Below are 20,869 nucleotides of genomic sequence, written 5' to 3'. Positions count from 1 at the left end.
ACAGTTCCGCAGACCGCGGAGACGGCCCCCGGAGACGTGTCGACTCCGGGGGGTTTTACTCGGCGGCGCACCGACCCGTCGCCCGATGACGCTGTCCGTGACCGACACACTCCGTGGCGAGCGGGTCGCGTTGGCCGGTGGAGACGACGACGAGATCCTGCTGTACGTGTGCGGGTTGACGGTCTCGGACGACGCCCACCTCGGGCACGCACGGCTGTGGTTCCACGCCGACGTGCTCCACCGCTGGCTGGAGCACCGCGGCTACGACGTGCGCCACGTCGAGAACGTCACCGACGTGAACGAGAAGATCACCGCCCGCGTCGGCGAACGCGAGGAGTGGGAGACGGAGGCGGACGTGGCACGCCACTTCACCCAGTCCGTGCTGGCGGACATGCGCGGCCTGAACCTGAAGCGTGCGGCGGTGTACCCCCGCGTCTCCGAGCACGTCCCGCAGATCGTCTCGCTGGTGGAGACGCTGGTCGAGCGCGGCTACGCCTACGAGGCGAACGGCTCGGTGTACTTCGACGTGACCAGCTTCGACGACTACGGCGCGCTCTCGAACCAGTCCCTCGACGAATTGGAGGCACAGAGCGAGGCCGACGAGCGCTCGGAGAAGCGCAACCCCTCGGACTTCGCACTGTGGAAGGCCGGCGGGGTCTCGCCAGAGGCCGTCCGCGAACACCGGAAACACGACCACGAGGGGTCGCTCCCGTCGGGACAGACGTGGGACTCCCCGTGGGGCGAGGGCCGGCCGGGGTGGCACGTCGAGTGTTCCGTGATGTCGACGACACACCTCGGCGACACGCTGGACGTCCACATGGGCGGACGGGACCTCGTCTTCCCGCACCACGAGAACGAGATCGCCCAGAGCGAGGCCGCCACGGGCGCGGAGTTCGCGCGGACGTGGCTCCACGTCGGCCTGTTGCAGACGGACGAAGACAAGATGTCGTCCAGTCTGGGGAACTTCTTCACCGTCTCGGACGCCCTCGAGGAGTACGGGGTGGACGTGGTGCGAACCTTCTACCTCGGCGCGCAGTACCGCGGCGAACAGACGTACTCCACGGACGCGATGGCGGAGGCCGAACGGCGCTGGGAGCGACTCCGGCGTGGCTACGACACCGCGGTCGCGGCGTGTGACGACGCTCGCGCACTCGGGAGTGTCGTCGACGACGACCTCCGCGAGGCGGTCGACGAGTGTCGCGAGCGGTTCGCGACGGCGATGGACGACGACTTGGACGTGCGGACGGCGTACAACGCGCTGTTGGACCTCGCGAGTGCCGTCCACCGGCACGTCGACGGCGACGGGGCAGATGGTGACGAGAGTAGCGCAGACGACACAGGAGGTGTGGCGGGCGGTGACGACGGAACGGCGGACGGCGGGTCTGGCGACGGCGACGCGAGCGACGACGTGTCGGCGGACGGAGAGACGGCGTACGACTATCGCGGGCTGCGGCGTGCGGTCGAGACGTTCGAGGCGCTCGGCGGGGAGGTGTTCGGGCTCTCGCTGGGTGCCGACGAGAGCGACGGCGGCGACGTGGAGCTGGTCGAGGACCTCGTCGAACTCGTGTTGGACGTGCGCGAGCGAGAGCGAGACGCCGGCAACTACGAGCGGGCCGACGACCTCCGAGACGCGCTCGCCGACGCCGGCGTGCGCGTCGAGGACGGCGACGACGGGCCGACGTACCGGCTGGAGTAGCGGCCTCGGTGGCACGTTCGGTCACCCGGTGGCTGCCCGCGGCTCCCCCCGACCGAGCCACACTTCAGACTGCTCCACGAACGACGTGGTGTGACTGCGCTCAGTTTCGACGAAGACGGCGTGGACGTAGAGTACGAGGGGACGGAGTTCCGACTGGAGAAGGAACTCGTCGAGGAGGCGACACAGCAACGCTACGTCGACGCGACCGACCACGACGTGCTCCGGATGGTCGAGGAGGACCCGGACTTCTCGTCGGAACCGCGTCGGATCGGCGACATCCTCTGAACCGTCACTCCACTCGTGCCGCACGTGCGACTGAGATAGTACGACGACACCCTCAGACGTCGTCCCACGGCACCACCCACGCCGACTCCGTCCACCGACCCGCCGGAGCCTCGCTACTCGAAGCGTTCCTCGTAGCCGACGCGGAGGATCGACTTCGCGATAGCGGCACCGCCGGCCAGTGGGTCCAACGTCGTCTCGCCGGCACGCTCGCGGTAGGCGATCGGCTCCTCGATCACGTCGTACCCCCGGGCGACCGGGCGGAGCAACAGTTCCGCCGACAGCCCGGTGTTCTCCGTCCACTCGATCTCGTGGAGCAGCTCGCGGCGGTACGCCCGCATCCCGGTGGTCACGTCGTGGACGCGCTCGCCCAACAACAGCGACGACAACAGCGCGAACGCGACGTTGCCGAGGCGGTTGAACGCCGGCATCGCCTCCGCACCGTGGTAGATCCGGTCGCCCGACACCACGTCGTACCCCTGGTTGATCCGGTCCAAGAACTCTGGCAGCGCCTCCATCGGGTACGTGTCGTCACAGTCCGTGGTCACGACGACCGGCCGATCCGGCGCGAGCACCGCCTCGCGGACCGCCTCGCCGTAGCCGCGCGGCGGCTGTTCGATCACCGTCGCCCCCTTCTCGCGGGCGATCTCCGGCGTCCGATCCGTCGAGGAGTCGACGACGACGACCTCGGCGCGGTCGTCCGTCACCGCGGCCACGTCGTCCAGCACCGCGCCGATGGCCTCCTCCTCGTTGTACGCCCCCATCACGACCGCGAGGTCGTCGAACGTGTACTCGTCGTCACCCGCCGGCGATCCCCCCGACGCGGCGCCTGCCGCCGATTCCCCCGTCTGCGCGTTCGTACCGTCCATACCGGCCGGTACCGACGCCCGTACTTGAGTGTTTAGGTTCGCCTAAAGCGTGGGAGATCCTCACAGCCGACGGCGTGTGGACGCCGATCGGTCGAAGGGGGTGGCGCCCACAGCCCGGTGACGACACCCGCTCGTCGTCACCCGAGTCCACGACCGTCGGGTTCGTCTTCGAGTTCGACAGCGCGGTCGACGAGGTGGTCGACGAGTCCACGGGCCGACTCCTCGACGGTGTCGAGGTCGTCGTCGCTGCTGCCCGTGACACGGACGGACACCTGGTAGACGCTCAGTTCGACCTCCGGCGCGGTGTCCGTCCCGGACTCCTCCTCGGCGTCCGTCTCCCCCGTCGCCGCCTCGTCGGACTCCGCCGGCGTCGTCTCGTCGGCGTCGTCCGTCTCCTCGGCGGCCGCCTCCGTCCCCTCGCTCGCGCCGTCCGTCTCCGTCGCCGTGTCGGCGGTCTCGTCGTCCGCCTCCGCGGTCTCGGCGGCCGCTCCGGCAGCCGGGCGTCCCGCTGGGTGGTTCATACGCCGGTGGGTGCGTCCCCGTCGGCAAAAGGCTTCACCTTCCCGAGGTCGCGTGCGCGGACCGATTCGGTCGGGAGCGGCTGGGACGGCTACCCCGAGTCGACCGCCGCTACACGTCCACGTCGGTCAACAGCGACACGTCGTCGTCCAGCGGCGTCCGCCGGTGGAGCCGACGACAGACGACGTCCGCGAGTCGTCGCAGGTTCACCGTGTCGTCGCGGTTGTACGACACCAGCCGGTCGAGCGCCGTCTCGTCGCCGGCCTCGTACTCGCGCCACAGACGGACCGCGTCGCGTCCGGAGATGTCCGGCCCGTCGCGGTCGATCCCCAACTCCCGCTCGATGGGCTTGAGTCCGCCCGTCAGGTCGAGTCGGCGGCAGACGTGCATCAGGTCGAGGTGTGGCGTCGTCACGTCCAGGTCGAAGCTCGTCTCCAGGAACGGTACGTCGAACCGGCCGCCGTTGAACGTACACAGCAGCGCGGCCTCGTCGAACTGCTCGCGGATCGCCTCGCGCGTGAGGTCGCGCCCGTGGACGAGGGTCGTCGTCTCGTCGCCGCGGTGGAACGTCACCGTCGTCACGTCGTCGCGCACCTCCGAGAGTCCCGTCGTCTCGATGTCGAAGAAACACACGTCCTCGCGGAACGACTCGTACAGGCGCCACCGGTGGCTCCCGGGGAACGTCCGGTCGAAGTACGACGCGTCGTCGTCTGCCAGCCGGTCGAGCGCCTCGTCGACGTACGACTCGATCCGACTCGCCGTCGTCGCCCCGACGCCCCTGGGCCGCTGCCCGGCGTAGTCGTGCCACTCCGTGACCCCCGCCTCCCACAGGCGACGCTCCGTCTTCTCCCCGACACCCTCGACCGGTACGAAACTGTTCTCGACGCGCATGATCTGTGAACTGTCTGCCACCGACGGTGGTAGACGGTCGTACCCAAACTGAGAGAGGAGTGTACCTAAACCGTTCGGAGTCGGTGACGGCGTCGGGAGACTCAGTCGTCGGCGTCGTACCGCTCACGGAAGTCCCGGACGAGCCGCCGAACTGCACTCAACCCGCCACTGTAGCCACGTGCAGCCTCTGGAGGTCCTTCGTCATCCATGCCTGTGTCACAATTGTGCGTGGAGAAATAAAAGCGTGTGGGAACACCACCGATCTGATGCCCCGGCACACGTGCTAGAATCGCCACAGTGAGTACGCGAACAGTGTGACCACGGACCCGACGAGTAGTACCAGTGGAAGACCGTGCCAGAGGCTCCCCTGTGTTTCGACGATCAGCGTCCTGACCGGTGTGTACTGATTCTTCTCCGTTGTCTGGACGAATATCGAGACAAAGGTGTACGACAAACCCAGACCGAGACTCAACTGTGTCACGTCAAGAGCGATCCCGTTGACCGCCGCCAGTATCTCCATCTCCTCAATCCACTCCGCGTACGCACGGTGCGCCACGTCGTGGAGCTCCGACTCGGAGTCGTGAGTACCCCACTTTTCGATTGTTCGGCGGCCAGGACCGAGGTACGAGTCGGAGACGTTGTAGGTGTACATTCCCGCGAGAATCGAGAACAGCAGGTACGAACCGCCCCAGAGAGTCAACGGACTGGTGAGTGAGACACCCGAACTCTCGCCAAGTGAGATCGTGCCCAGGATGCCGGCTAAGACGAGTACTGTGATTCGTACCGTCCTCGCAGCAACGTCGTCGATGTCGCGAAGTTTCTCGACCTGATGGTCGATCACGGTTCGGCACTCATCGTTCAGTACACGTTCGACACAGTCAGAGTCTTCCTTCGGAACAGTCCGATCAACGATCTCGACTTCCACCGTTGTCGTCGTGTCTCCAGTCTCGTATCCCAGTGACCCCAAGGCGCGAACCAGTAGATCTGGTGCGTCGTCCGGCACACTAGTGGTGGCGCAGATCGCATTCAATAAACTTAACTAATTCGTCACTGACGAGGCCCGCTCCGAAACCCCCAAACGAGCCGGCCGCGAAGCGCCGCCGTGACTCCACTGGATCGGTACGCCGACCTCGTGGACGACGAGGTGGCGTTCCGGGCGGCGTGTGACCGCCCGCTCCCGCAGGTCGTCCGCGTGAATCGGTTGGCGGCGACGCCGGACCGCGTGATCGAGGCGTTCGAGACGGAGGGTGTCGCCTACGAGCGCGTCGACTGGCACGAGGATCTGCTCGTCTTACCCGACGGCTCGCCGGGGACGAACTGGCCGTACTTCCACGGCTGGACTCACGGCCAAGAGGAGGTCTCGGCGCTGCCGGCGCTCGCGCTCGACCCGGAGCCGGGCCAGGTCGTCTGGGACGCCTGCGCCGCGCCGGGGAGCAAGACGAGCCACCTCGCACAGCTGATGGACGATCGCGGCACACTCGTGGCGAACGACTCCAACCTCGGACGGCTGTCGGCGTTGCGGCACAACGCCGAACGGCTCGGGATCACCAACACCGTCGTGACGAACACGGACGCCCGCAACTACTCGCTGAAGCCGTTCGCGTTCGACGCGTTCGACGCCGCCCTCGTCGACGCGCCGTGTTCCTGCGAGGGGACGATCCGCAAGAACCCCGACGCTCACGAGGAGTGGACGCTCGGTCACGTCCGCGAGATCGCCGAGGTCCAGAAGGGGATCTTGCGACGCGCGATCCAGGCGACGGAACCGGGCGGCACCGTCGTCTACGCCACCTGCACGTTCGCACCCGAGGAGAACGAGGCGGTCGTCGACCACGCGCTGGCGACGGAGGACTGCCGCGTCGTCGACTGGGACGCACCGCTGGAGACGCGTCCGGGCGTCACCGAGTGGGAGGGCGAGTCGTTCGACTCCGCCGTCGAGCGGACCCACCGCGTCTACCCGCACCTGAACGACACCGGCGGCTTCTACGTCGCGCGACTGGAGGTGGGCGCGTGACCGAGAGCCCGCCTGAGAACGACGGCCAGGTGTTCGACAGGCTGCCGGCGACGGCCGACGAGCGGCGCGTCCCGGGTCGGCCGACCCGAAGGGAGGTGATCGAGTGGTGGACCGAGCGGTTCGGGGTGCCCGCGGAGACGTTCGACGGCCACAGCTTCTGGGAGAAGGGCAACGGGAAGATCTGGGCGTTCGCGGGCGACGTGCCGGACCCGGTCGACGTGGAGGCGGTCGGGATCACGTTCCTCCACGCGCGCCAGGAACACTGGAAGCCGACGACGGACGCCGCCCAGCGGTTCGGGCGCGCGGCGGACCGGAACGTGGTCGAGTTGTCCGGCGGCGAGGCGACGGCGTTCGCCGCCGGCCACGACCAGGACCTCCCGCGGTGGGAGGGCGACTGGGGGTACCTGATCGCCGCCCACCGCGTCGCCGGCGAGGTGGAGCCCATCGGCGTCGGCCTGTACCTCTACGGGGAACTTCGCTCACGCATCCCGAAGGGCCGCCGCGACGAGTTGGGCGAACTCGACGGGTGACCGGCGACCGGGGAGTGGCGAGACGTCTCTCGGTCGCCGGGCGACCGCGACGCCCGACCGGCGGTCGGGGAGCGGTCACGAGTCGCGCACCCGTCACCGATTTACCCGGGGACACCCAAGCGTGGCGTATGGCCGAGGACACCAGCGAGTGGCAGTTCGAGGTCGACGAGGTCGGCGAGGACGCGGACCCGGACGAACCTCGTCGCGAGCCGATCGAACCGGAGTCCGTCGACCTCGAGAACGCGCTGTTCGTCGTCGCGGGCGTGCTCGGGACCGTCCTCGTCTTCGTGTTGGCTACGCTGTGACCCTCGTCTCCGTACCCGTGTCTCTCACACTCGCACCCCTCGTGGACGCGACGGTCGCCAGCGCGAGCGCCGTCGGGGCGTTCGACCCGACGCTCCTCGCGGTCGTCCCGTTGCAGTTCGAGCTGTTGAGCCCAGAGACGCTCCCGCTGCTGTTGACGCTGGCGGGGTTGGTCCTCTCGATCATGGAGGCGACCGCCCCCGGAGCGAACTTCGTCGTCGTCGGCGTCGCCCTGTTGGGCGCCGGGCTGCTCGGCCTCCTGTTCCCGGTGTTGGCGAGTCCGTTCCTCCTCGGGTTGCTCGTCGTCGCCATCGGCGCGGCGGCACTGTACGTCTACCGGGACCTGGGGATCTACGACAACGACGGGGAGACGCAGACCACCGACTCCGGCGACCTGAAGGGGTCGATGGGACGGGTGACGGAGCGCGTCACCCCACAGGAAGGCCAGGTGAAACTCGACGGCGGTGGGTTCAACCCCTACTACTCCGCGCGGTCGCTGGACGGCGAGATCGCCGAGGGGACGCGCGTGATGGTCGTCGACCCCGGCGGCGGCAACGTCGTCACAGTCGAGGCGATGGACACGGAGACGGACGAGATCGACCGCGAACTCGCCCGCGAACGCGAGCGGCGCCGGGACGGCGACGGAGCGAGCGACGACGAGGCGGCTGCCGGCGACGGAGCCGACGCCGCGAGCGAGTCGGACGCGACGAGAGCCACGGAGACGGACGAGTCCGAGCGGGAACGCGAACGAGAGCGGAACTGATCCGTCTCGGTGTAGTCGAGCACGTCCGACGGTCCTCCTCGGTCGACCGCAACCTACGAGTCGTCTCGGAGCGACGAGTGAGACGTGTACGACTACCACGTTCACTCTACCTACTCGGACGGGACGTTCCTCGAGTGGATGGTCGAGGCGGCGGCCGACGCCGGACTCGACGGCGTCGGGTTCGCGGACCACTGCAACGTCACGCCGACGGAGTCGGCCCGCACCTTCCGTCGGGAGATGGGCTTCAACCTGGATCTCACCTACGAGCGACGCCGCGAGGCGATCGAACAGTTGGACGAGGCGTACTCCCTGGCCGTGTTCGACGCCGTCGAGGTGGACTACGAACCCGATCACGAGGAGCCGATCCGGTCGTTCCTCGCGGAGGCGGGGTTCGACTACGCCATCGGGAGCGTCCACGACCTCGACGGAGTGAACGTCCACGTCCGCGACTACTTCGGCGACCTCTCGGAGTCCCGCCGCGCGGCGTTGGTCGATCGCTACTTCGACAAGCTGGTCGCGCTCGCGGAGTCGGAGCTGTTCGAGATCGCCGCGCACCCGGACCTGATCGAGCGGAACCCCCACCTGCGCGGGTTCGCGACGACGGATCACTACGAGCGAGCGGCGGCGGCGTTCGCCGACTCTCGGACGGCGGTGGAGATCAACGCCGGGCGCGTGCTCGACGAGTACGGCGCGCTCCACCCGACTGAGACGTTCCTCGACACGCTGTTGGCACACGACGTGTCGGTGACGCTCGGGACGGACAGTCACGAGCCGGACGTGATCGCTCCACGGCGCGACGTACTCGTCGAGACCGCCGAGGAGCACGGGATCGCCCCCACAGCCGTCCACGGCGAGACAGCCGTCACGACCGGCTCGGACTGACGAGCTGACGGCGGCTCCGTGGCGGTGGCGCGACCGAGGGGCGACGCGACTGCGGACGACGCGACCGCGGACGACGCGACCGAGGGGCGACGCGACTGCGGACGACGCGACCGAGGGGCGACGCGACTGCGGACGACGCGACCGAGGAGCGACGAGACGAACGCGACGGGTGGCATCGTCCCGACAGTATTTGTAGCCCGGTGCCGACGTGTGGCGTATGTCGACGCTCCGGCGGGTGGGAGTCGCCGGCGTGGTGGTCCTCCTGACCCTCACGCTGCTCGGTGGCAACGTGATCGTCGCCGCACACCAGACCGTACTCGACCCCGGGTACGTGACGGACACGGTCGACGAGACGGACGGCTACGCGGCGCTGCACGCCGAACTCACCGGCGAGGGAACCCTTCCGGTCGGCGACGACGGGACGCTCCCGCCGTTCGCGAGCGGCCTCGCGGGCGAGATTCTCACCCCCGAGTACCTCCAGACACAGACGGAACGGAACGTCGAGAACCTCTACGCGTACCTCCACGGGAACGACGACAGACTCCGGCTCGTCGCCGACACCGCCCCGCTCGTGAACGGCACCGAGCGGGCGGTCGCCGACGCCGTGCGCAACACCTCCGCGAGTCGCCTCGCCGCGTTCGCCGGGGTGGAGTCGACCGCCGTCGGCGGAGTGGAGCTGGAGACGGACACCCTGTTGCGCGTCGGCGAGAGTCGCGAGACGTTCCGGTCGACACGCGGGACGGTCCGCGAGCGCGTCCGCGAACGGCTCGCCGAGGCCGGCTCGGAGCCGTCCGAGGGCGAGGTCAACGAGACACTGCTGGCGCTGCGCGGGGAACTCCGCGACCGCTACGGCACCGTCGACACCGGACTCGGCGAGTCGGTCGACACCGCCGCGGGTGAGTACGTCGTCGTCTACGTCGACGGGCTGCTCACGCCGTCGGCGGAGTACGACCAGTTCGCCCAGCGACTCGAGACGCGGAAGGGTGCACTCGCGGACGCCGTCGGCGCGGCCGCCGCCGACCGTGTCGACGAGGCGTTGCCGCGCCAGCTCGTCGTCACGGACTATCTCCCCGCCGAGGGGCGACGGTCGCTGGTGCGAGCGCGGGCCGCGTTCGTGTTCCTCGACGTGCTCGGGTGGCTGCTGCCGCTACTGGCGCTGGCGCTCGCGGGGCAGGTCTGGGTCGTCTCCGAGCAGCCGGAGACGCCCGTCCTGTGGACCGGCGTCGCGGCGCTGCTGGCGGCCGTCCCCGGGTTCCTCGTCGGTCGGGTCGCCGACGGCGCCGTCCGCGACGCGGTGACGGAGGCACTGCCGGAGACGGGTGCGACGCTCGGGGAGACGGTGATCGCGTTCGTCGGCGGCTTCTTCGGGGCGCTGGCGGTCCAGTCGCTCGCGCTCCTCCTCGTCGGCGTGCTCGCGACGGGAGTCGGCGCGGCCGTCCGCCTCGACCTCGTCGACGTCCCCGACCGACTCCAGCGCCGGTAGGCCGGCAGGTGTGATCCGCGGCGCTGTCCGTCGTCGCCACTGGCACCGCTCCCGGTCGACACTGGTGCCGCCTGTCACCGTCCCGACGCCGCTCGCGGTCGACACTGACACCGCTCATCGACGACGGTCCCGTGACTGGCGGGCGTCGTACCGAACCGCAGGATAGTGGTGGTTCGCAGCCTTACAGGTCGCGCGGCTGGACCGTCTTCCGGTCGTTCGCCTCGGCGCGGCGGCTGGCGTCGTCCAGCAGTTCCGCGACTTCCTCGTCGAGGGCTTCGTAGAAGTCCGCCGCGACGTTCTCGTCTTCCAGGTACTCCTTCACTGCCGACTTGACGATCAGGTCAGACATCACCCGCCGATTCCGTGCTTCACTACTTAGGTCTTTAGAAATCCTGCCGAGGAACACCTCTGTGGACCGTACTCGCACCCATCGGTCGCGAGTGTGAGTTGCGGGTGTGGGTGAGGGGTGTGAACCACGGGCGTCGAGCCGCGACGGTCCGCGGACCACACCGGAGTCGGACCGGCGGGACCGAGGCTACACCGGGAGCAACCGAGCCACCCGTCGCGTGCCGGCGAGCACGGTGCGGCCGACCGCCGCGAGCGCGCCGCCGACGCGGACCTCGACCGGGTCGACGTCGAGTTCCCGCGAGAGCCACCCAGGGCGCGCGTCGGCACCCAGGACGGCGACGGTCGCCTCCCGGACGCGAACCTCGACCGTGAGGTCGGTCACGCGCAACACCGGCGCGAGTCGCTCTTCGAGGCCCTCGCCGTCGCGTGCCATCCGGACGGCCGTCCGCAGCGTCGGCACCTCGAGGAACAGGCGGTCGCCCGTCGAGCGGACCCCGACGGGGACGCCGTCGACGGTCAACTCGAGGTCCGTCGCGACCGACAGCGGGGCGACTGCGTCGCCGTCAGTCACGCTCCCGTGTCGTGACTCGGATCGTCCCGTCGAGTTCCCAGTGGGCGTGTTCCGCGTCCTCGCCCGTCCCGCTGGGCACCGCCACCTCCATGTCCTCGAAGTCGTACGTGATCTCTGCGTTCCGACCGGTCAGGCGGTCGTACAGACTGATCGCCAGGTCCGGCCAGGTGGTCGTCTCGTCGACTCGCTCCGTCGGGGATTCTGCCTCGCTCATGCGATTCACGTCAACGTACCCCAGGCTCATATAGCTACGGGCGGACCACGGAGACGACGGGCGGCCGTCGAACTGAATCAGAACGGTACCGAGCGGTCCTACTCGCCGCCGGTCGTGAGCGAGAGTGTGTTGCTCTCGGGATCGTACTCGATCGTCGGCACGTACTTCGAGACGACGACACGCGGCTCACGTAGCTCGACACGAGACTCGTCGACGATCGTCGTCCCTTCGCCGTACTCCCACCCGTCGTCACTCTGTGTGGACTGGCTGTCTCGCTGTACTGGCATACCTCACACTGGGTCCGCTTTGTTGATAAATACACCGCATCGATACCACAGAGTACCAGACGAACGAATCTGCTCGAGTGGCTACAACAGTGTCCCGATCTGATCTGCGTACTCTTCCTGGACTGTCGTCTGTACAGTGTCTTCGTCGAAGTTCGTCTCTTCAAGTGGAACCGCAGCGTCGAGGTTCAGCACCGCGACGGGTTTCTCGCTGCTGGGTTTTCTGACAGGGACGCTCAAGACGCTGTTCACGACTTTCGTTGCTCGGTCTTGCCTGTCGGTCGTCTCGTGTCTCCACTCGGTCTGTGACGGGTCCCGTCCAGCGACACGTGGCTCGTTCGCCACGTAAGCACGGCCACAGCTACCGTTGGCCGGAGACGGATCGACACACCACTCGGTGGCCGTCTCGTCGGTACCACCACCGTCGTACGCCGAGATATCACAGTGTTCCCCGCCACCGGCACAGTACGCAATCTTCAGGAACTGCTCGCTGTCGACCGAGAGTCCTCCATCGTCGTGCGACAGTTGGCGTCTCTTCTGTGTACGCATCACGTTGACTCGGATATCGTAGTCGGGATCGAATCGCCGTTCGTAGTCCGCGATCACCAACTCAAGGTGGTGGTCGAGAAACGATGTTCGCCTCACTTCTTCGAACTTTACTCGTGGTGAGTAGACGACTATGTACTTCACGACTCCCGCAGCAACGACGATGAGGAGGATAGCGATGATCGACTGCTGGACGCTGAGGTCGAAACGATAGACGGCGAGTGTCGTAGGGAGCGAGAACGTGACAATCTCTGCAAAGAACTTCTGGCGCGGAGAGAGGTACCGGTTGTGCATCGGTTCGATGTGTTCGACACGCAAACATAAATAGAACGAAAATAGATAGCAACAACCAGTCGCGCTCACGGTCGAGTCGGTGGAGTTGGAACGACCGGTCGGAGCAGAGCAGTATGACGCTGTCGTGAGGGGTGAGATTCCGGACAGAGACGGAATCAGCCCAGCGGGCACGTGACCCGAGATCGGCAGGGGTTCGAACCCGGATTCGTCGACTAGTTCCCTCGTGGAGAACAGCCGCGTCGATAGACTCACCGGGATCGAGCGGTACGCGCCGCGACCAGAGAGCGCCCCGGCTGCGAGCGAGGAACGGCTGCGGCCAGAGGCCGCTCCGTCCGTGGGCGTCGGTCGGGGAGGGCGTGGCTCGTGCGGGGCCGTGTCCCTCGTTGGCACCCGAGCCGCAGATTCATACCCGTCGCTCGCGGAGTCGAGGGTAGCGATGCCCATCGAGATCGACGGGGACGCGACGACGGCACGGGTGATGGTCGACGACGAGTCGCTGGTCGAGGACAACGCCGTCGAGCAGGTGCGGACGCTGGCCGACCACCCGGCGTTCACGGAGCCGATCCGCGTGATGCCCGACACCCACTGGGGTGCCGGCGCACCCATCGGCTTCACGATGCCGTTGCCGGACGCCGTCGTCCCCAACGTCGTCGGCGTCGACATCGGCTGCGGGATGGCGGCGACGAACCTCGGCGACGAGTTGCCGCTGTCGGACGCCGAGCGGGAGCGCCGCGTCCGCGAGGCCGTCCCGATGGGGCGGTCGACACACGACTACGAGGACTCCCCGCACCTCGTCGACGAGTTCCCGTTCGAGCGCGCCACCGACGTGTTCGACGCCTTCGCCGACGCCTACGCCGAGCGGTTCGACGCCGAGATCGACCCCATCGGGTTCGACTTCGACGGCTACGACGAGGCGTACTTCAAGGACCTCTGTGAGCGGGTGCTCCGCGGTCGTTCCAGCGGGATGGGGCACGTCATCCGCTCGGCCGGGACGCTCGGCGGTGGGAACCACTTCGTCGAGTTCGCGCAGGGGCGTGAGTCGGGCGACTACTGGCTCGTGATCCACAGCGGCTCGCGGTACCTCGGACTCGCCGTCGCGGAGTACTGGCAGGAGCGTGCCACCCGCTACCGTCGCGCCGACGCCATCCGCGAGGCCATCCCCGCGGAGTACGAGCAGTTCCTCAAGTTCGACCCCGAGCGCGTCTCCGACGGGGACCTCTTCGAGTGGGTCACCGGCGGGAAAGGCGAGTCACACGTCCAGAAGGAACGCGTCCGCGAGACGCTCGACGGCCCCGAGATCGAACGCGCCTTCGACGTGCTCGGGCGTCTCCACCCGGACGCGGACGACACGACCGGCGACGCCGCCGGGAGCGGCGACACAACGGACGCCGACGCCGAGAGTACCGACGGCGCCGACCCCGAGTCGAGTGACGACGACGCCTTCGACGAGGACCTCGCCGCGCTGTACGGCCGCGAGGCACACGGCTACTACGTCGACATGCTGTTCGCCCAGCAGTACGCCCGCTGGAACCGCGAACTGATGAGCGAGGCTATCTGCGAGGCGTTGGGGGTCGAGCCGGTCGACCGCTTCCAGAGTCCCCACAACCTCGTCGACTTCGGCGACCTCACCATCCGGAAGGGTGCGACGCCGGCCCGTGAGGGGCAGCGACTCGTGATCCCCTTCGACATGGCGCAGGGGTCCGTGATCGCTCGCGGACGGGGCAACGCGGAGTGGAACGAGACGGCACCCCACGGCGCCGGGCGCCGGATGGGACGCCGCGACGCCCACGAGTCGCTGTCGCTCGAGGAGTTCGAGGCGGCGATGGACGGGGTCTACTCCGAGTCCGTCCTCGACGACACGCTCGACGAGGCACCGATGGCGTACAAACCCGCCGAGGCCGTCGCCGACGCGCTCGAACCGACCGCCGAGGTCGTCGAGTGGCTCGACCCCGTCCACAACCTGAAGGCCCACGAGTAACGGGCGAATCGGCGAGACGTGGTCTCGACGTAGACTGGGGACGCCCTCCGACTCACGAGCGCCAGTAGGCGTCCGTCAACAACACGAGCACGGGGATGATCTCCAGTCGTCCGATCCACATGAGGAACACCATCAGCAGCTTCGTCGTCGCCGGGAGGCCGCCGTAGCTCCCGAACGGCCCGAGGTCGCCGAACGCCGGGCCGACGTTGCCGAGCGTCGCCGCGACGCCACCCGCGGCTTCCGGAATCGTCACCACGGCGTCGACGCGGCCGGCGTCGACGATCACCACCACCGTCGCGACGAAGAAGATCACGAGGTACGCGAGCGTGAACCCCGCGATTCCCTGGAGTGCTCGCTCGTCGATCACCGTCCCACCCAACCGGACGGGCTGGATCGCGTCCGGGTGGACCGTCGTGAACAGCTCTCGCTTGACGAGTTTGAGAATCACCAGCCAGCGAACGATCTTCACCGCGCCACCCGTCGAGCCGCCGGAGCCGCCGACGAACATCGCGAACAGCAACAGGAACTGCCCGGCGGCGTTCCACTGCGCGAAGTCGCTCGTCGCGTAGCCGGTCGTCGTGACGATGGAGACGACCTGGAACGTCGCCTGCCGGACGGCGTTCGCGGGCACACCCCGTGTCGCGCCGCCCAGATCGAGCACCGGTGCCGCACCGGTGAACAACAGGCCGGCGAGCAGTGCGGTCAACGCGCCCATGATCCCGAGGTAGCCGCGGAACTCCGCGTCGCGGAGGAGTCGCCGCACGTCGCCCGACAACAGGTGCCAGAACAGCGCGAAGTTCGTCCCCGCGACGACCATGAACGGGATCACGACCCACTGCACCGCCGCCGAGAACGCAGCGATGCTGTCCGCCTCAGGCGAGAACCCACCGGTCGGCAGCGTCGTCAACCCGTGTGCGACGGCGTTGTACGCGGTCATGTTCGGTGCCATCTCGACGACACCGAGTCCGTACAACAGGAGGATCTCGGCGACCGTGAACCCGAGGTAGACGATCCACAGCGCCCGTGCGGTCTCGGCGATCCGCGGGGTGAGTTTCTCGATGCCGACGCCGGGCGCCTCCGCGTCCATCAACTGCGCGCCACCGACGGACAACTCCGGGAGGATCGCCAGTGCCAACACGACGATCCCCATCCCGCCGAGCCACTGGGTGAGCTGCCGCCAGATCATGATCGCCCGCGAGTGGGTGTCGAAGGAGATGTCCGCCATCACGGTCGCCCCGGTGGTCGTGAACCCGCTCATCGACTCGAACAGCGCGTCGACGGGGTCCGCCAACGCCGATCCGGGCGAGGTCGGTGCGACGACGCCGGGGACGCCGTGGGCCGCCAGCAGGTACGGGACGGTCCCGACCAGCGAGACGCCGAGCCACGTCGCCGCGACGACGAGGAACCCCTCGCGGTTCCCCAACTCCGGGTCGGGGTCGAGTCGCGTCAACGCCGTGCCGACGACCACCGTCACGACCCCGGTGAGCAGGAACGTGACTACGTCTTCGCCGTAGAGGACCGCCACGACCAGCGGGAGCAACAGCGTCACCGACAGGTACTGGACCACGGTTCCGACGACCGCCAGCGACGCGCGCCAGTCGACACGGATCCCACCGTTCGAACCGCTCCCGTCCGCGACGACCCGTCTCACGAGACACCACTCCCGTCGACGCTGCGGGTCACGGAGACTCACTCCCGTCCGCGGCGATCCGAGTCACGACAGATCACTCCCGTCGACGACCGCCCCCAGTTGCGGTCGACCGCTCCCGCTCGATTGCACGTCCGGCCGGACTGTGGAGACTCCCCTAAATCCGTCGTTTCACGCCCGACGCACCGCGGTGCCCAGTCCGGTCGAACCGCGGTTCGGTCCTCCCTCCCGGCCCGGTCACCGCGCGCGACGCGGTGGCGCGCCGGAGTCGCTCACAACGCCTCGGTCACGGCGTCCACGTCGTCGGCCTCGACGAACACGACGAGGTGGTCGCCGGCGCGGATCTCGGTGTCACCACGCGGGATCAACAACTCCCCGTCGCGCGTGATCGACCCGATGACGACACTCTGCGGGAGTTCGACCGCGAGGTCGCGGACGCGCTCGCCGACGACGGCACTGTCGGCGCTCACCTCCAACTCCAGGATCTCCGCGCGGTCGTCCTCGATGATCGACACCGTCTCCGCGTAGTTCGTCCGCGTGAACCGCGTGATCTCCTCGGCCGTCACCCGCCGCGGGCTGATCGCCACGTCGACGCCGACCGTCTCGAACAGGTCCGTGAACTGTCCGTTGTCGACGACTGCCGCGGCTCGGTCTGCACCGAGTCGCTTGGCGAGCAACGTCGCCAGCAGGTTCCCCTGGTCCGTGTCTAAGGCCGCGACGACCACGTCCGCGCTACCGATATTCTCGCGTTCGAGGAACTCCTGGTCGGTCGCGTCGTGGTGCATCACCGTCGCCTCCGGCAGTTGCTCGGCGAGCCACCGCGCCCGTGTCTCGTCCTGCTCGACGAGTCGTGGACACAACCCCTGCTCGCAGAACAGCCGCGCCGTCTGGTAGCCGATCTCGCTCCCGCCGAAGATCACGATCTCCTCGGGGTTCGTCTGGTCGGGTGCCAGGTCCGCCCCGAACGCCTCCACCTCCTCCGGCCGCCCGATCACCACGAGGTCGTCCTCGGGCTGGATCAGCGTCTCCCCGCGCGGGACGATCACCTCCTCGCCACGGATGATCGCCGCGAAGGTCAGTCCGGGGAAGCGGTCCGCCTCGCTCACCGTCTGCTCGGCGACGGCGCTGCCGGCGGGCACCTTGAACTCCGCCATCCGACACAGCCCGTCGCCGAACGACTTCACGTCCTCCGCCGTCGGTACCCCCATCACTTCGACGATCGTCTGTGCCGCCAGCAGGTCCGAACACACCATGAAGTCGACCCCGAACGCCTCGTTGCCGGCGTCGACGGCGTGTTCCCACGTCGCGAGGTACTGCGGCCGCTTGACGCGGGCGATGGTGAACGCCTCCGACTCCACCTTCGCCGTCCCACACACCACCACGTTCGTCTCGTCGTCGTCCGTGCTGGCGATCAACAGGTCCGCCTCACCGACGTTCGCCTCTCGCAGCGTCTCGAGGTCGGCCCCGTCGCCCTCGATGGCCAACACGTCGATGTCGTACGTCAACGCGTCCACCCGCTCGCCGTCGCGGTCGATCACCACCACGTCGTGTGTGTCTGCGAGACTGGCGGCGATACTCGACCCCACCTGTCCCGCGCCCACCACGATGACGTGCATGTGTCTCGGGACTCGGAGGCTGGCAATACCTCTTACGACCGACCTTTTTCGCTCCTCGGGGTGGCGCGCTGCGCGCGCCACCCGAGGAAAAAAGCTCGACCAAAAAGGGCCGCGAGCGCGCCGTGCGGCGCGCTCGCGGTCGGTGTGCTGGTGCCGCGACCGCCACCGCCCCGCACCGCTCCGCCACCGCACCGCACCGCTCCGCTCCGCCACCGCGCCGCTCCGCCGCCGCGACCGCACCGCTCCGCCGCCGCCGCGACCACCCCGCACCGCTACGCTTCGCCTCCACAACTGCTCCGCCACCGCCCCGCATCGCACCCGTCGCGCACTGCTCCGCAGCCGCTCCGCCACCGCGGCCGCCCCAGGATCGCTCCGCGACCGTCCCACTCACACACACGGGTCTCCGCACCCGCACCGCGTGGGAACGGAACGACTTTCCCGACGGCACTCGTTCGACCGAGAGCGATGGAGCGCCGCACGAGAGAGTACCTGTCGGGACGCTTCGGTGACTACTACCGCCGGAGCGACACGCCCGTCCCGCCCGCCGCCGCCGACCGCGAGTGGGGGCACATCCCCTTCACCGAGGGCGAGGGCACCACGATGGTCCGCCACCAGTCGCTACTCGACGTGGCCGGCGGCCCCGAGCAACTGGGCGAGTTCCTCGCCCGCGAGTCCCCCCGACACGTCTACTTCTCGGCGGCGCGCTACGACGACCCCTCGAACCGCACGATGGCCCAGAAAGGCTGGCGCTCCGCCGACCTCGTCTTCGACCTCGACGCCGACCACCTCCCCGGCGTCGACCCCGAGACGGACTCCTACACGGAGATGCTCCGCGAGTGCAAGGACGCACTCCTCGACCTCCTCGACGTGTTGACCACGGACTTCGGCTTCGGGGACGACGAGCTGGAGATCGTATTCTCCGGCGGTCGCGGCTACCACGTCCACGTCCGCGATCCGTCCGTCCGCGGACTCGACTCCGAGGCGCGCCGCGAGGTGGTCGACTACGTCCGCGGGATCGACCTCGACCGCGACGGCCTGATCGAGAAACGACCCAACGACCGCGGCACCCTCCAGAAGACGCTCCGCGCCGAGGGTGGGTGGGGCCGACGCGTCCACGAACGACTGCTCGCGTACACCGACGCGTTGCTCAACGCCGACGAGGAGACGGCACTCGCCCGCCTCCAGGAACTCGACGGCGTCGGCGAGAAGACCGCGACGACCATCTACGGCGTCCTCCAGAACAACCCGGAGGGTGTCCGCTCCGGCAACGTGGAGTTGGGGCCGGGCGCGAGCACGCTGATCCGCGCGCTGGCCGACCGCGTGCTCGCCGAGGAGACCGCACCCATCGACGAACCGGTGACGACGGACGTACGCCGTCTCATCCGACTCCCGGGGAGTCTCCACGGCGGCACCGGGTTCGTCGTCCGGCGGCTCGACCGCGAGGTGGTCGACGACTTCGAACCGACGCGAGACGCCGTCGCGGAGCAGTTCCGCGACCAGCGGATCATGGTGGAGGTGACCGAGCCCGGCCCGGTGCCGGTCGGGAACGGTCCGTCCGACGACAGCTTTACAATCGAGGGGGGAACACGTTCAGTCCGCGAGTTCGTCGGCGTGTTCCTCCTGGCGCGAGGCCGCGCCGAGAAGGCGGCGGAGTGATCGCGACAGAACACGGAGACGACACGGAGGAGAGACGACATGGACTTGGAGGAGCTACGGAGTGTACGCGAACAGGAACGGCGGACCGACAGCCTCCAGCACCTGCGGGACTCCTTCTACGACGACGCCGCCGACTACGTCAGAGAGCTGAAACGAGAGCGGACGCGCCGCGCGGAGGCGGCCGGCGACCCCTACGCTGCCGACGCGATGCGGCTCACCGACGAGATCGACACCGCCGAGGAGGTGATCGAGTCGCTGTACGAGCGCCGCCGCGGCAAGGTGGTCAAGCTCGCCTCCTTCGCGGCCGCCGGGATGCCCGCCGAGACGGACGGGATGACCGACCAGGAACGGGCGATGTTCGACGACGTGGTCGCCCGGATCGAGGCCAACGAGGCCGCCGTCTTGGGCGCACTGGACGACGGCGACGCCGACACGGGTGCGGGTACGACCGGTGGTGCGGCCACCGCCGACGCTGGGGCGGTCGGCGACGCGGTGGCGACGGACACCGAGTCGGTCGGTGACGCGGGGAGGACAGACGCCGCGTCGGCCGAGAGTGTGTCGACGGCCGAGGAGCCGACCCACGTCATCGGCGACCCCGAGGGTGTCGACGACGGGCCACAGTCGACCGCCGAGGCGGCGGCCGACGAGCCGGTGCCGACGCCGGGCGCGGGCGAGGCGGCCGCCGGTGCCGTGTCGCCGGGACCGGGTGACGGGTCCGTCGCGCCGCCGGCACCCGACGAGCAGGGTGCGGGCGACGAGGAGCCGGCGGAGCTGGCCGGTGCCGAGGCCGACACCGGTGCTGGCGTGGGCGACAGTGACGACGTGCTGGCGGACGCGATGGGCGGTGACGACACACCCGGTGCCGGAGCGGCCGGCGCTGGCGCGACGGACACCGCCTCCGCCACGGCGGACACCGGGACCGCGTCGGCGAGTGCGAGCACGGCGACCGAGGGCGGCACGGACGCGAGTGCCGACGCGACCGGTGTGTCGGCGACGGGCGTCGAGACGGCAGCCGACGACGGGACACCGCGGCCGACGGCGGAGGCGGCGGCCGTCTCGGGTGAGGAGTCGGACCGTCCAGTCGCCGAGGCGGCCGCGGCCGCCGGTCCCGAGCCGACGGGGGGAGACGACGTGCCACGGTCGACCGAGACGGACGACACGCAGCAGTCGGTCGCCGGGACGAACGACACGCAGCAGTCGGCCACTGGGACGGACGACACGCAGGCGGGCGGAGTGGACGAGACGGCGACGGTCGGGGTCGACCGGACGACGGTGCGCGTGACGAGCGACGTGGGTGAGATCTTCGGCGTCGACGACCGCTCGTACGAGCTCCGTGCCGGCGACGTGGTCACGCTCCCGACGACGAACGTCGACCCGCTCGTCGACCGTGGCGCGGCCGAACGGCTGGGGTAGTCCGAGACGGCCCTCGACGGTCGCCAGTGGCCGCGTCCGCTTTCCGAAGGCACAAGCGCTCGGCAGCGCTAC

At 68.9% G+C, this 20,869-nt stretch carries 22 protein-coding genes; 11 read left to right on the top strand and 11 right to left on the bottom strand.

What is annotated here, in order from left to right; translation table 11 throughout:
* The first annotated feature begins 85 nt into the window (after positions 1-85).
* Together cysS and RYH80_RS13475 are read left to right on the top strand one after the other, a co-directional pair.
* Positions 86-1,696 carry a cysteine--tRNA ligase gene (gene cysS / locus RYH80_RS13480; protein ID WP_370904399.1) on the top strand — a complete coding sequence of 537 codons (1,611 nt, stop codon included), beginning with the start codon at positions 86-88 and terminating at the stop codon, positions 1,694-1,696.
* A 90-nt stretch (positions 1,697-1,786) separates the two neighbouring features.
* Positions 1,787-1,981, top strand: a complete 195-nt coding sequence (locus RYH80_RS13475; RefSeq protein ID WP_370904398.1) for a DUF5800 family protein — start codon at positions 1,787-1,789, stop codon at positions 1,979-1,981.
* Positions 1,982-2,094: 113 nt separating this feature from the next.
* Here the strand turns inward: RYH80_RS13475 and RYH80_RS13470 are convergent, their stop codons facing one another.
* From RYH80_RS13470 to RYH80_RS13455, 4 genes are all read right to left on the bottom strand, one after another.
* On the bottom strand, positions 2,095-2,847 hold the full coding sequence (locus RYH80_RS13470) for a dolichyl-phosphate hexose transferase (protein WP_489753329.1): 753 nt from the start codon (positions 2,845-2,847) through the stop codon (positions 2,095-2,097).
* Between the two features lie 137 nt (positions 2,848-2,984).
* Positions 2,985-3,368 carry a DUF8002 family protein gene (locus RYH80_RS13465; protein ID WP_370904397.1) on the bottom strand — a complete coding sequence of 128 codons (384 nt, stop codon included), beginning with the start codon at positions 3,366-3,368 and terminating at the stop codon, positions 2,985-2,987.
* A 109-nt stretch (positions 3,369-3,477) separates the two neighbouring features.
* Entirely contained in the window at positions 3,478-4,257 is a 780-nt protein-coding gene (locus RYH80_RS13460; protein WP_370904724.1) for a ribonuclease H-like domain-containing protein, read from the bottom strand.
* A gap of 283 nt (positions 4,258-4,540) precedes the next feature.
* Entirely contained in the window at positions 4,541-5,260 is a 720-nt protein-coding gene (locus RYH80_RS13455) for a hypothetical protein (protein ID WP_370904396.1), read from the bottom strand.
* A 99-nt stretch (positions 5,261-5,359) separates the two neighbouring features.
* Here RYH80_RS13455 and RYH80_RS13450 point away from each other — a divergent pair, with 99 nt between their 5' ends.
* The 6 genes from RYH80_RS13450 to RYH80_RS13425 all read left to right on the top strand — a co-directional run bounded on the left by RYH80_RS13450 (position 5,360) and on the right by RYH80_RS13425 (position 10,229).
* Entirely contained in the window at positions 5,360-6,268 is a 909-nt protein-coding gene (locus RYH80_RS13450) for an RsmB/NOP family class I SAM-dependent RNA methyltransferase (protein WP_370904395.1), read from the top strand.
* Positions 6,265-6,798 (top strand): DUF7122 family protein, encoded by a 534-nt coding sequence (locus RYH80_RS13445; protein WP_370904394.1) that lies wholly within the window; start codon positions 6,265-6,267, stop codon positions 6,796-6,798. Before RYH80_RS13450 ends, RYH80_RS13445 begins: the two co-directional genes overlap by 4 nt.
* Before the next feature lie 128 nt (positions 6,799-6,926).
* Positions 6,927-7,103: a DUF7312 domain-containing protein gene (locus RYH80_RS13440; RefSeq protein ID WP_370904393.1), complete on the top strand. Its 177-nt coding sequence runs from the start codon at positions 6,927-6,929 to the stop codon at positions 7,101-7,103.
* A 110-nt stretch (positions 7,104-7,213) separates the two neighbouring features.
* Positions 7,214-7,864 carry an NfeD family protein gene (locus RYH80_RS13435; RefSeq protein ID WP_370904723.1) on the top strand — a complete coding sequence of 217 codons (651 nt, stop codon included), beginning with the start codon at positions 7,214-7,216 and terminating at the stop codon, positions 7,862-7,864.
* An 84-nt stretch (positions 7,865-7,948) separates the two neighbouring features.
* Positions 7,949-8,746, top strand: coding sequence for a PHP domain-containing protein (locus tag RYH80_RS13430; RefSeq protein ID WP_370904392.1), 798 nt, complete (start codon positions 7,949-7,951; stop codon positions 8,744-8,746).
* 217 nt (positions 8,747-8,963) lie between these two features.
* A complete protein-coding gene (locus RYH80_RS13425; protein WP_370904391.1) occupies positions 8,964-10,229 on the top strand; it encodes a hypothetical protein in 1,266 nt (421 codons plus the stop codon).
* Between the two features lie 181 nt (positions 10,230-10,410).
* Here RYH80_RS13425 and RYH80_RS13420 read toward each other — a convergent pair whose 3' ends face one another.
* From RYH80_RS13420 to RYH80_RS13400, 5 genes are all read right to left on the bottom strand, one after another.
* Entirely contained in the window at positions 10,411-10,578 is a 168-nt protein-coding gene (locus tag RYH80_RS13420) for a DUF1931 domain-containing protein (RefSeq protein ID WP_370904390.1), read from the bottom strand.
* Between the two features lie 186 nt (positions 10,579-10,764).
* Positions 10,765-11,148 carry a peptide ABC transporter ATP-binding protein gene (locus RYH80_RS13415; RefSeq protein WP_370904389.1) on the bottom strand — a complete coding sequence of 128 codons (384 nt, stop codon included), beginning with the start codon at positions 11,146-11,148 and terminating at the stop codon, positions 10,765-10,767.
* Entirely contained in the window at positions 11,141-11,362 is a 222-nt protein-coding gene (locus RYH80_RS13410) for a hypothetical protein (protein ID WP_370904388.1), read from the bottom strand. Before RYH80_RS13410 ends, RYH80_RS13415 begins: the two co-directional genes overlap by 8 nt.
* 98 nt (positions 11,363-11,460) lie before the next feature.
* Positions 11,461-11,649 carry a hypothetical protein gene (locus RYH80_RS13405; RefSeq protein ID WP_370904387.1) on the bottom strand — a complete coding sequence of 63 codons (189 nt, stop codon included), beginning with the start codon at positions 11,647-11,649 and terminating at the stop codon, positions 11,461-11,463.
* An 81-nt stretch (positions 11,650-11,730) separates the two neighbouring features.
* Positions 11,731-12,486, bottom strand: coding sequence for a hypothetical protein (locus RYH80_RS13400; protein ID WP_370904386.1), 756 nt, complete (start codon positions 12,484-12,486; stop codon positions 11,731-11,733).
* Between the two features lie 436 nt (positions 12,487-12,922).
* Between RYH80_RS13400 and RYH80_RS13395 the strand changes: the two genes are divergently transcribed.
* Positions 12,923-14,464: an RtcB family protein gene (locus RYH80_RS13395; RefSeq protein WP_370904385.1), complete on the top strand. Its 1,542-nt coding sequence runs from the start codon at positions 12,923-12,925 to the stop codon at positions 14,462-14,464.
* A gap of 52 nt (positions 14,465-14,516) precedes the next feature.
* On the opposite strand, the gene RYH80_RS13390 is transcribed toward RYH80_RS13395, so the two are convergent.
* Together RYH80_RS13390 and trkA are read right to left on the bottom strand one after the other, a co-directional pair.
* Complete coding sequence (locus RYH80_RS13390) at positions 14,517-16,073, bottom strand: TrkH family potassium uptake protein (protein WP_370904722.1); 1,557 nt, start codon at positions 16,071-16,073, stop codon at positions 14,517-14,519.
* 311 nt (positions 16,074-16,384) lie between these two features.
* A complete protein-coding gene (gene trkA / locus RYH80_RS13385) occupies positions 16,385-17,728 on the bottom strand; it encodes a Trk system potassium transporter TrkA (RefSeq protein WP_370904384.1) in 1,344 nt (447 codons plus the stop codon).
* Between the two features lie 465 nt (positions 17,729-18,193).
* Here trkA and priS point away from each other — a divergent pair, with 465 nt between their 5' ends.
* Together priS and RYH80_RS13375 are read left to right on the top strand one after the other, a co-directional pair.
* Positions 18,194-19,384: a DNA primase catalytic subunit PriS gene (gene priS, locus RYH80_RS13380; protein ID WP_370904383.1), complete on the top strand. Its 1,191-nt coding sequence runs from the start codon at positions 18,194-18,196 to the stop codon at positions 19,382-19,384.
* A 39-nt stretch (positions 19,385-19,423) separates the two neighbouring features.
* Positions 19,424-20,797 carry a hypothetical protein gene (locus tag RYH80_RS13375; RefSeq protein ID WP_370904382.1) on the top strand — a complete coding sequence of 458 codons (1,374 nt, stop codon included), beginning with the start codon at positions 19,424-19,426 and terminating at the stop codon, positions 20,795-20,797.
* The last annotated feature ends 72 nt before the right edge of the window (positions 20,798-20,869 follow it).

The sequence above is a fragment of the Halobaculum sp. MBLA0147 genome, from assembly GCF_041361345.1.
In the GTDB taxonomy this organism is placed as follows: domain Archaea; phylum Halobacteriota; class Halobacteria; order Halobacteriales; family Haloferacaceae; genus JAHENP01.
This window is presented reverse-complemented; position numbering and strand designations above follow the sequence as displayed.

Excerpts from the sequence above, each read along its gene's own strand:
- cysS (WP_370904399.1), top strand. The coding sequence starts at position 86 with ATGACGCTGTCCGTGACCGACACACTCCGTGGCGAGCGGGTCGCGTTG.
- RYH80_RS13470 (WP_489753329.1), bottom strand. The coding sequence starts at position 2,847 with ATGGACGGTACGAACGCGCAGACGGGGGAATCGGCGGCAGGCGCCGCG.
- RYH80_RS13465 (WP_370904397.1), bottom strand. The coding sequence starts at position 3,368 with ATGAACCACCCAGCGGGACGCCCGGCTGCCGGAGCGGCCGCCGAGACC.
- RYH80_RS13460 (WP_370904724.1), bottom strand. The coding sequence starts at position 4,257 with ATGCGCGTCGAGAACAGTTTCGTACCGGTCGAGGGTGTCGGGGAGAAG.
- RYH80_RS13440 (WP_370904393.1), top strand. The coding sequence starts at position 6,927 with ATGGCCGAGGACACCAGCGAGTGGCAGTTCGAGGTCGACGAGGTCGGC.
- RYH80_RS13425 (WP_370904391.1), top strand. The coding sequence starts at position 8,964 with ATGTCGACGCTCCGGCGGGTGGGAGTCGCCGGCGTGGTGGTCCTCCTG.
- RYH80_RS13420 (WP_370904390.1), bottom strand. The coding sequence starts at position 10,578 with ATGTCTGACCTGATCGTCAAGTCGGCAGTGAAGGAGTACCTGGAAGAC.
- RYH80_RS13410 (WP_370904388.1), bottom strand. The coding sequence starts at position 11,362 with ATGAGCGAGGCAGAATCCCCGACGGAGCGAGTCGACGAGACGACCACC.
- RYH80_RS13405 (WP_370904387.1), bottom strand. The coding sequence starts at position 11,649 with ATGCCAGTACAGCGAGACAGCCAGTCCACACAGAGTGACGACGGGTGG.
- RYH80_RS13400 (WP_370904386.1), bottom strand. The coding sequence starts at position 12,486 with ATGCACAACCGGTACCTCTCTCCGCGCCAGAAGTTCTTTGCAGAGATT.
- RYH80_RS13395 (WP_370904385.1), top strand. The coding sequence starts at position 12,923 with ATGCCCATCGAGATCGACGGGGACGCGACGACGGCACGGGTGATGGTC.
- trkA (WP_370904384.1), bottom strand. The coding sequence starts at position 17,728 with ATGCACGTCATCGTGGTGGGCGCGGGACAGGTGGGGTCGAGTATCGCC.
- priS (WP_370904383.1), top strand. The coding sequence starts at position 18,194 with ATGGAGCGCCGCACGAGAGAGTACCTGTCGGGACGCTTCGGTGACTAC.
- RYH80_RS13375 (WP_370904382.1), top strand. The coding sequence starts at position 19,424 with ATGGACTTGGAGGAGCTACGGAGTGTACGCGAACAGGAACGGCGGACC.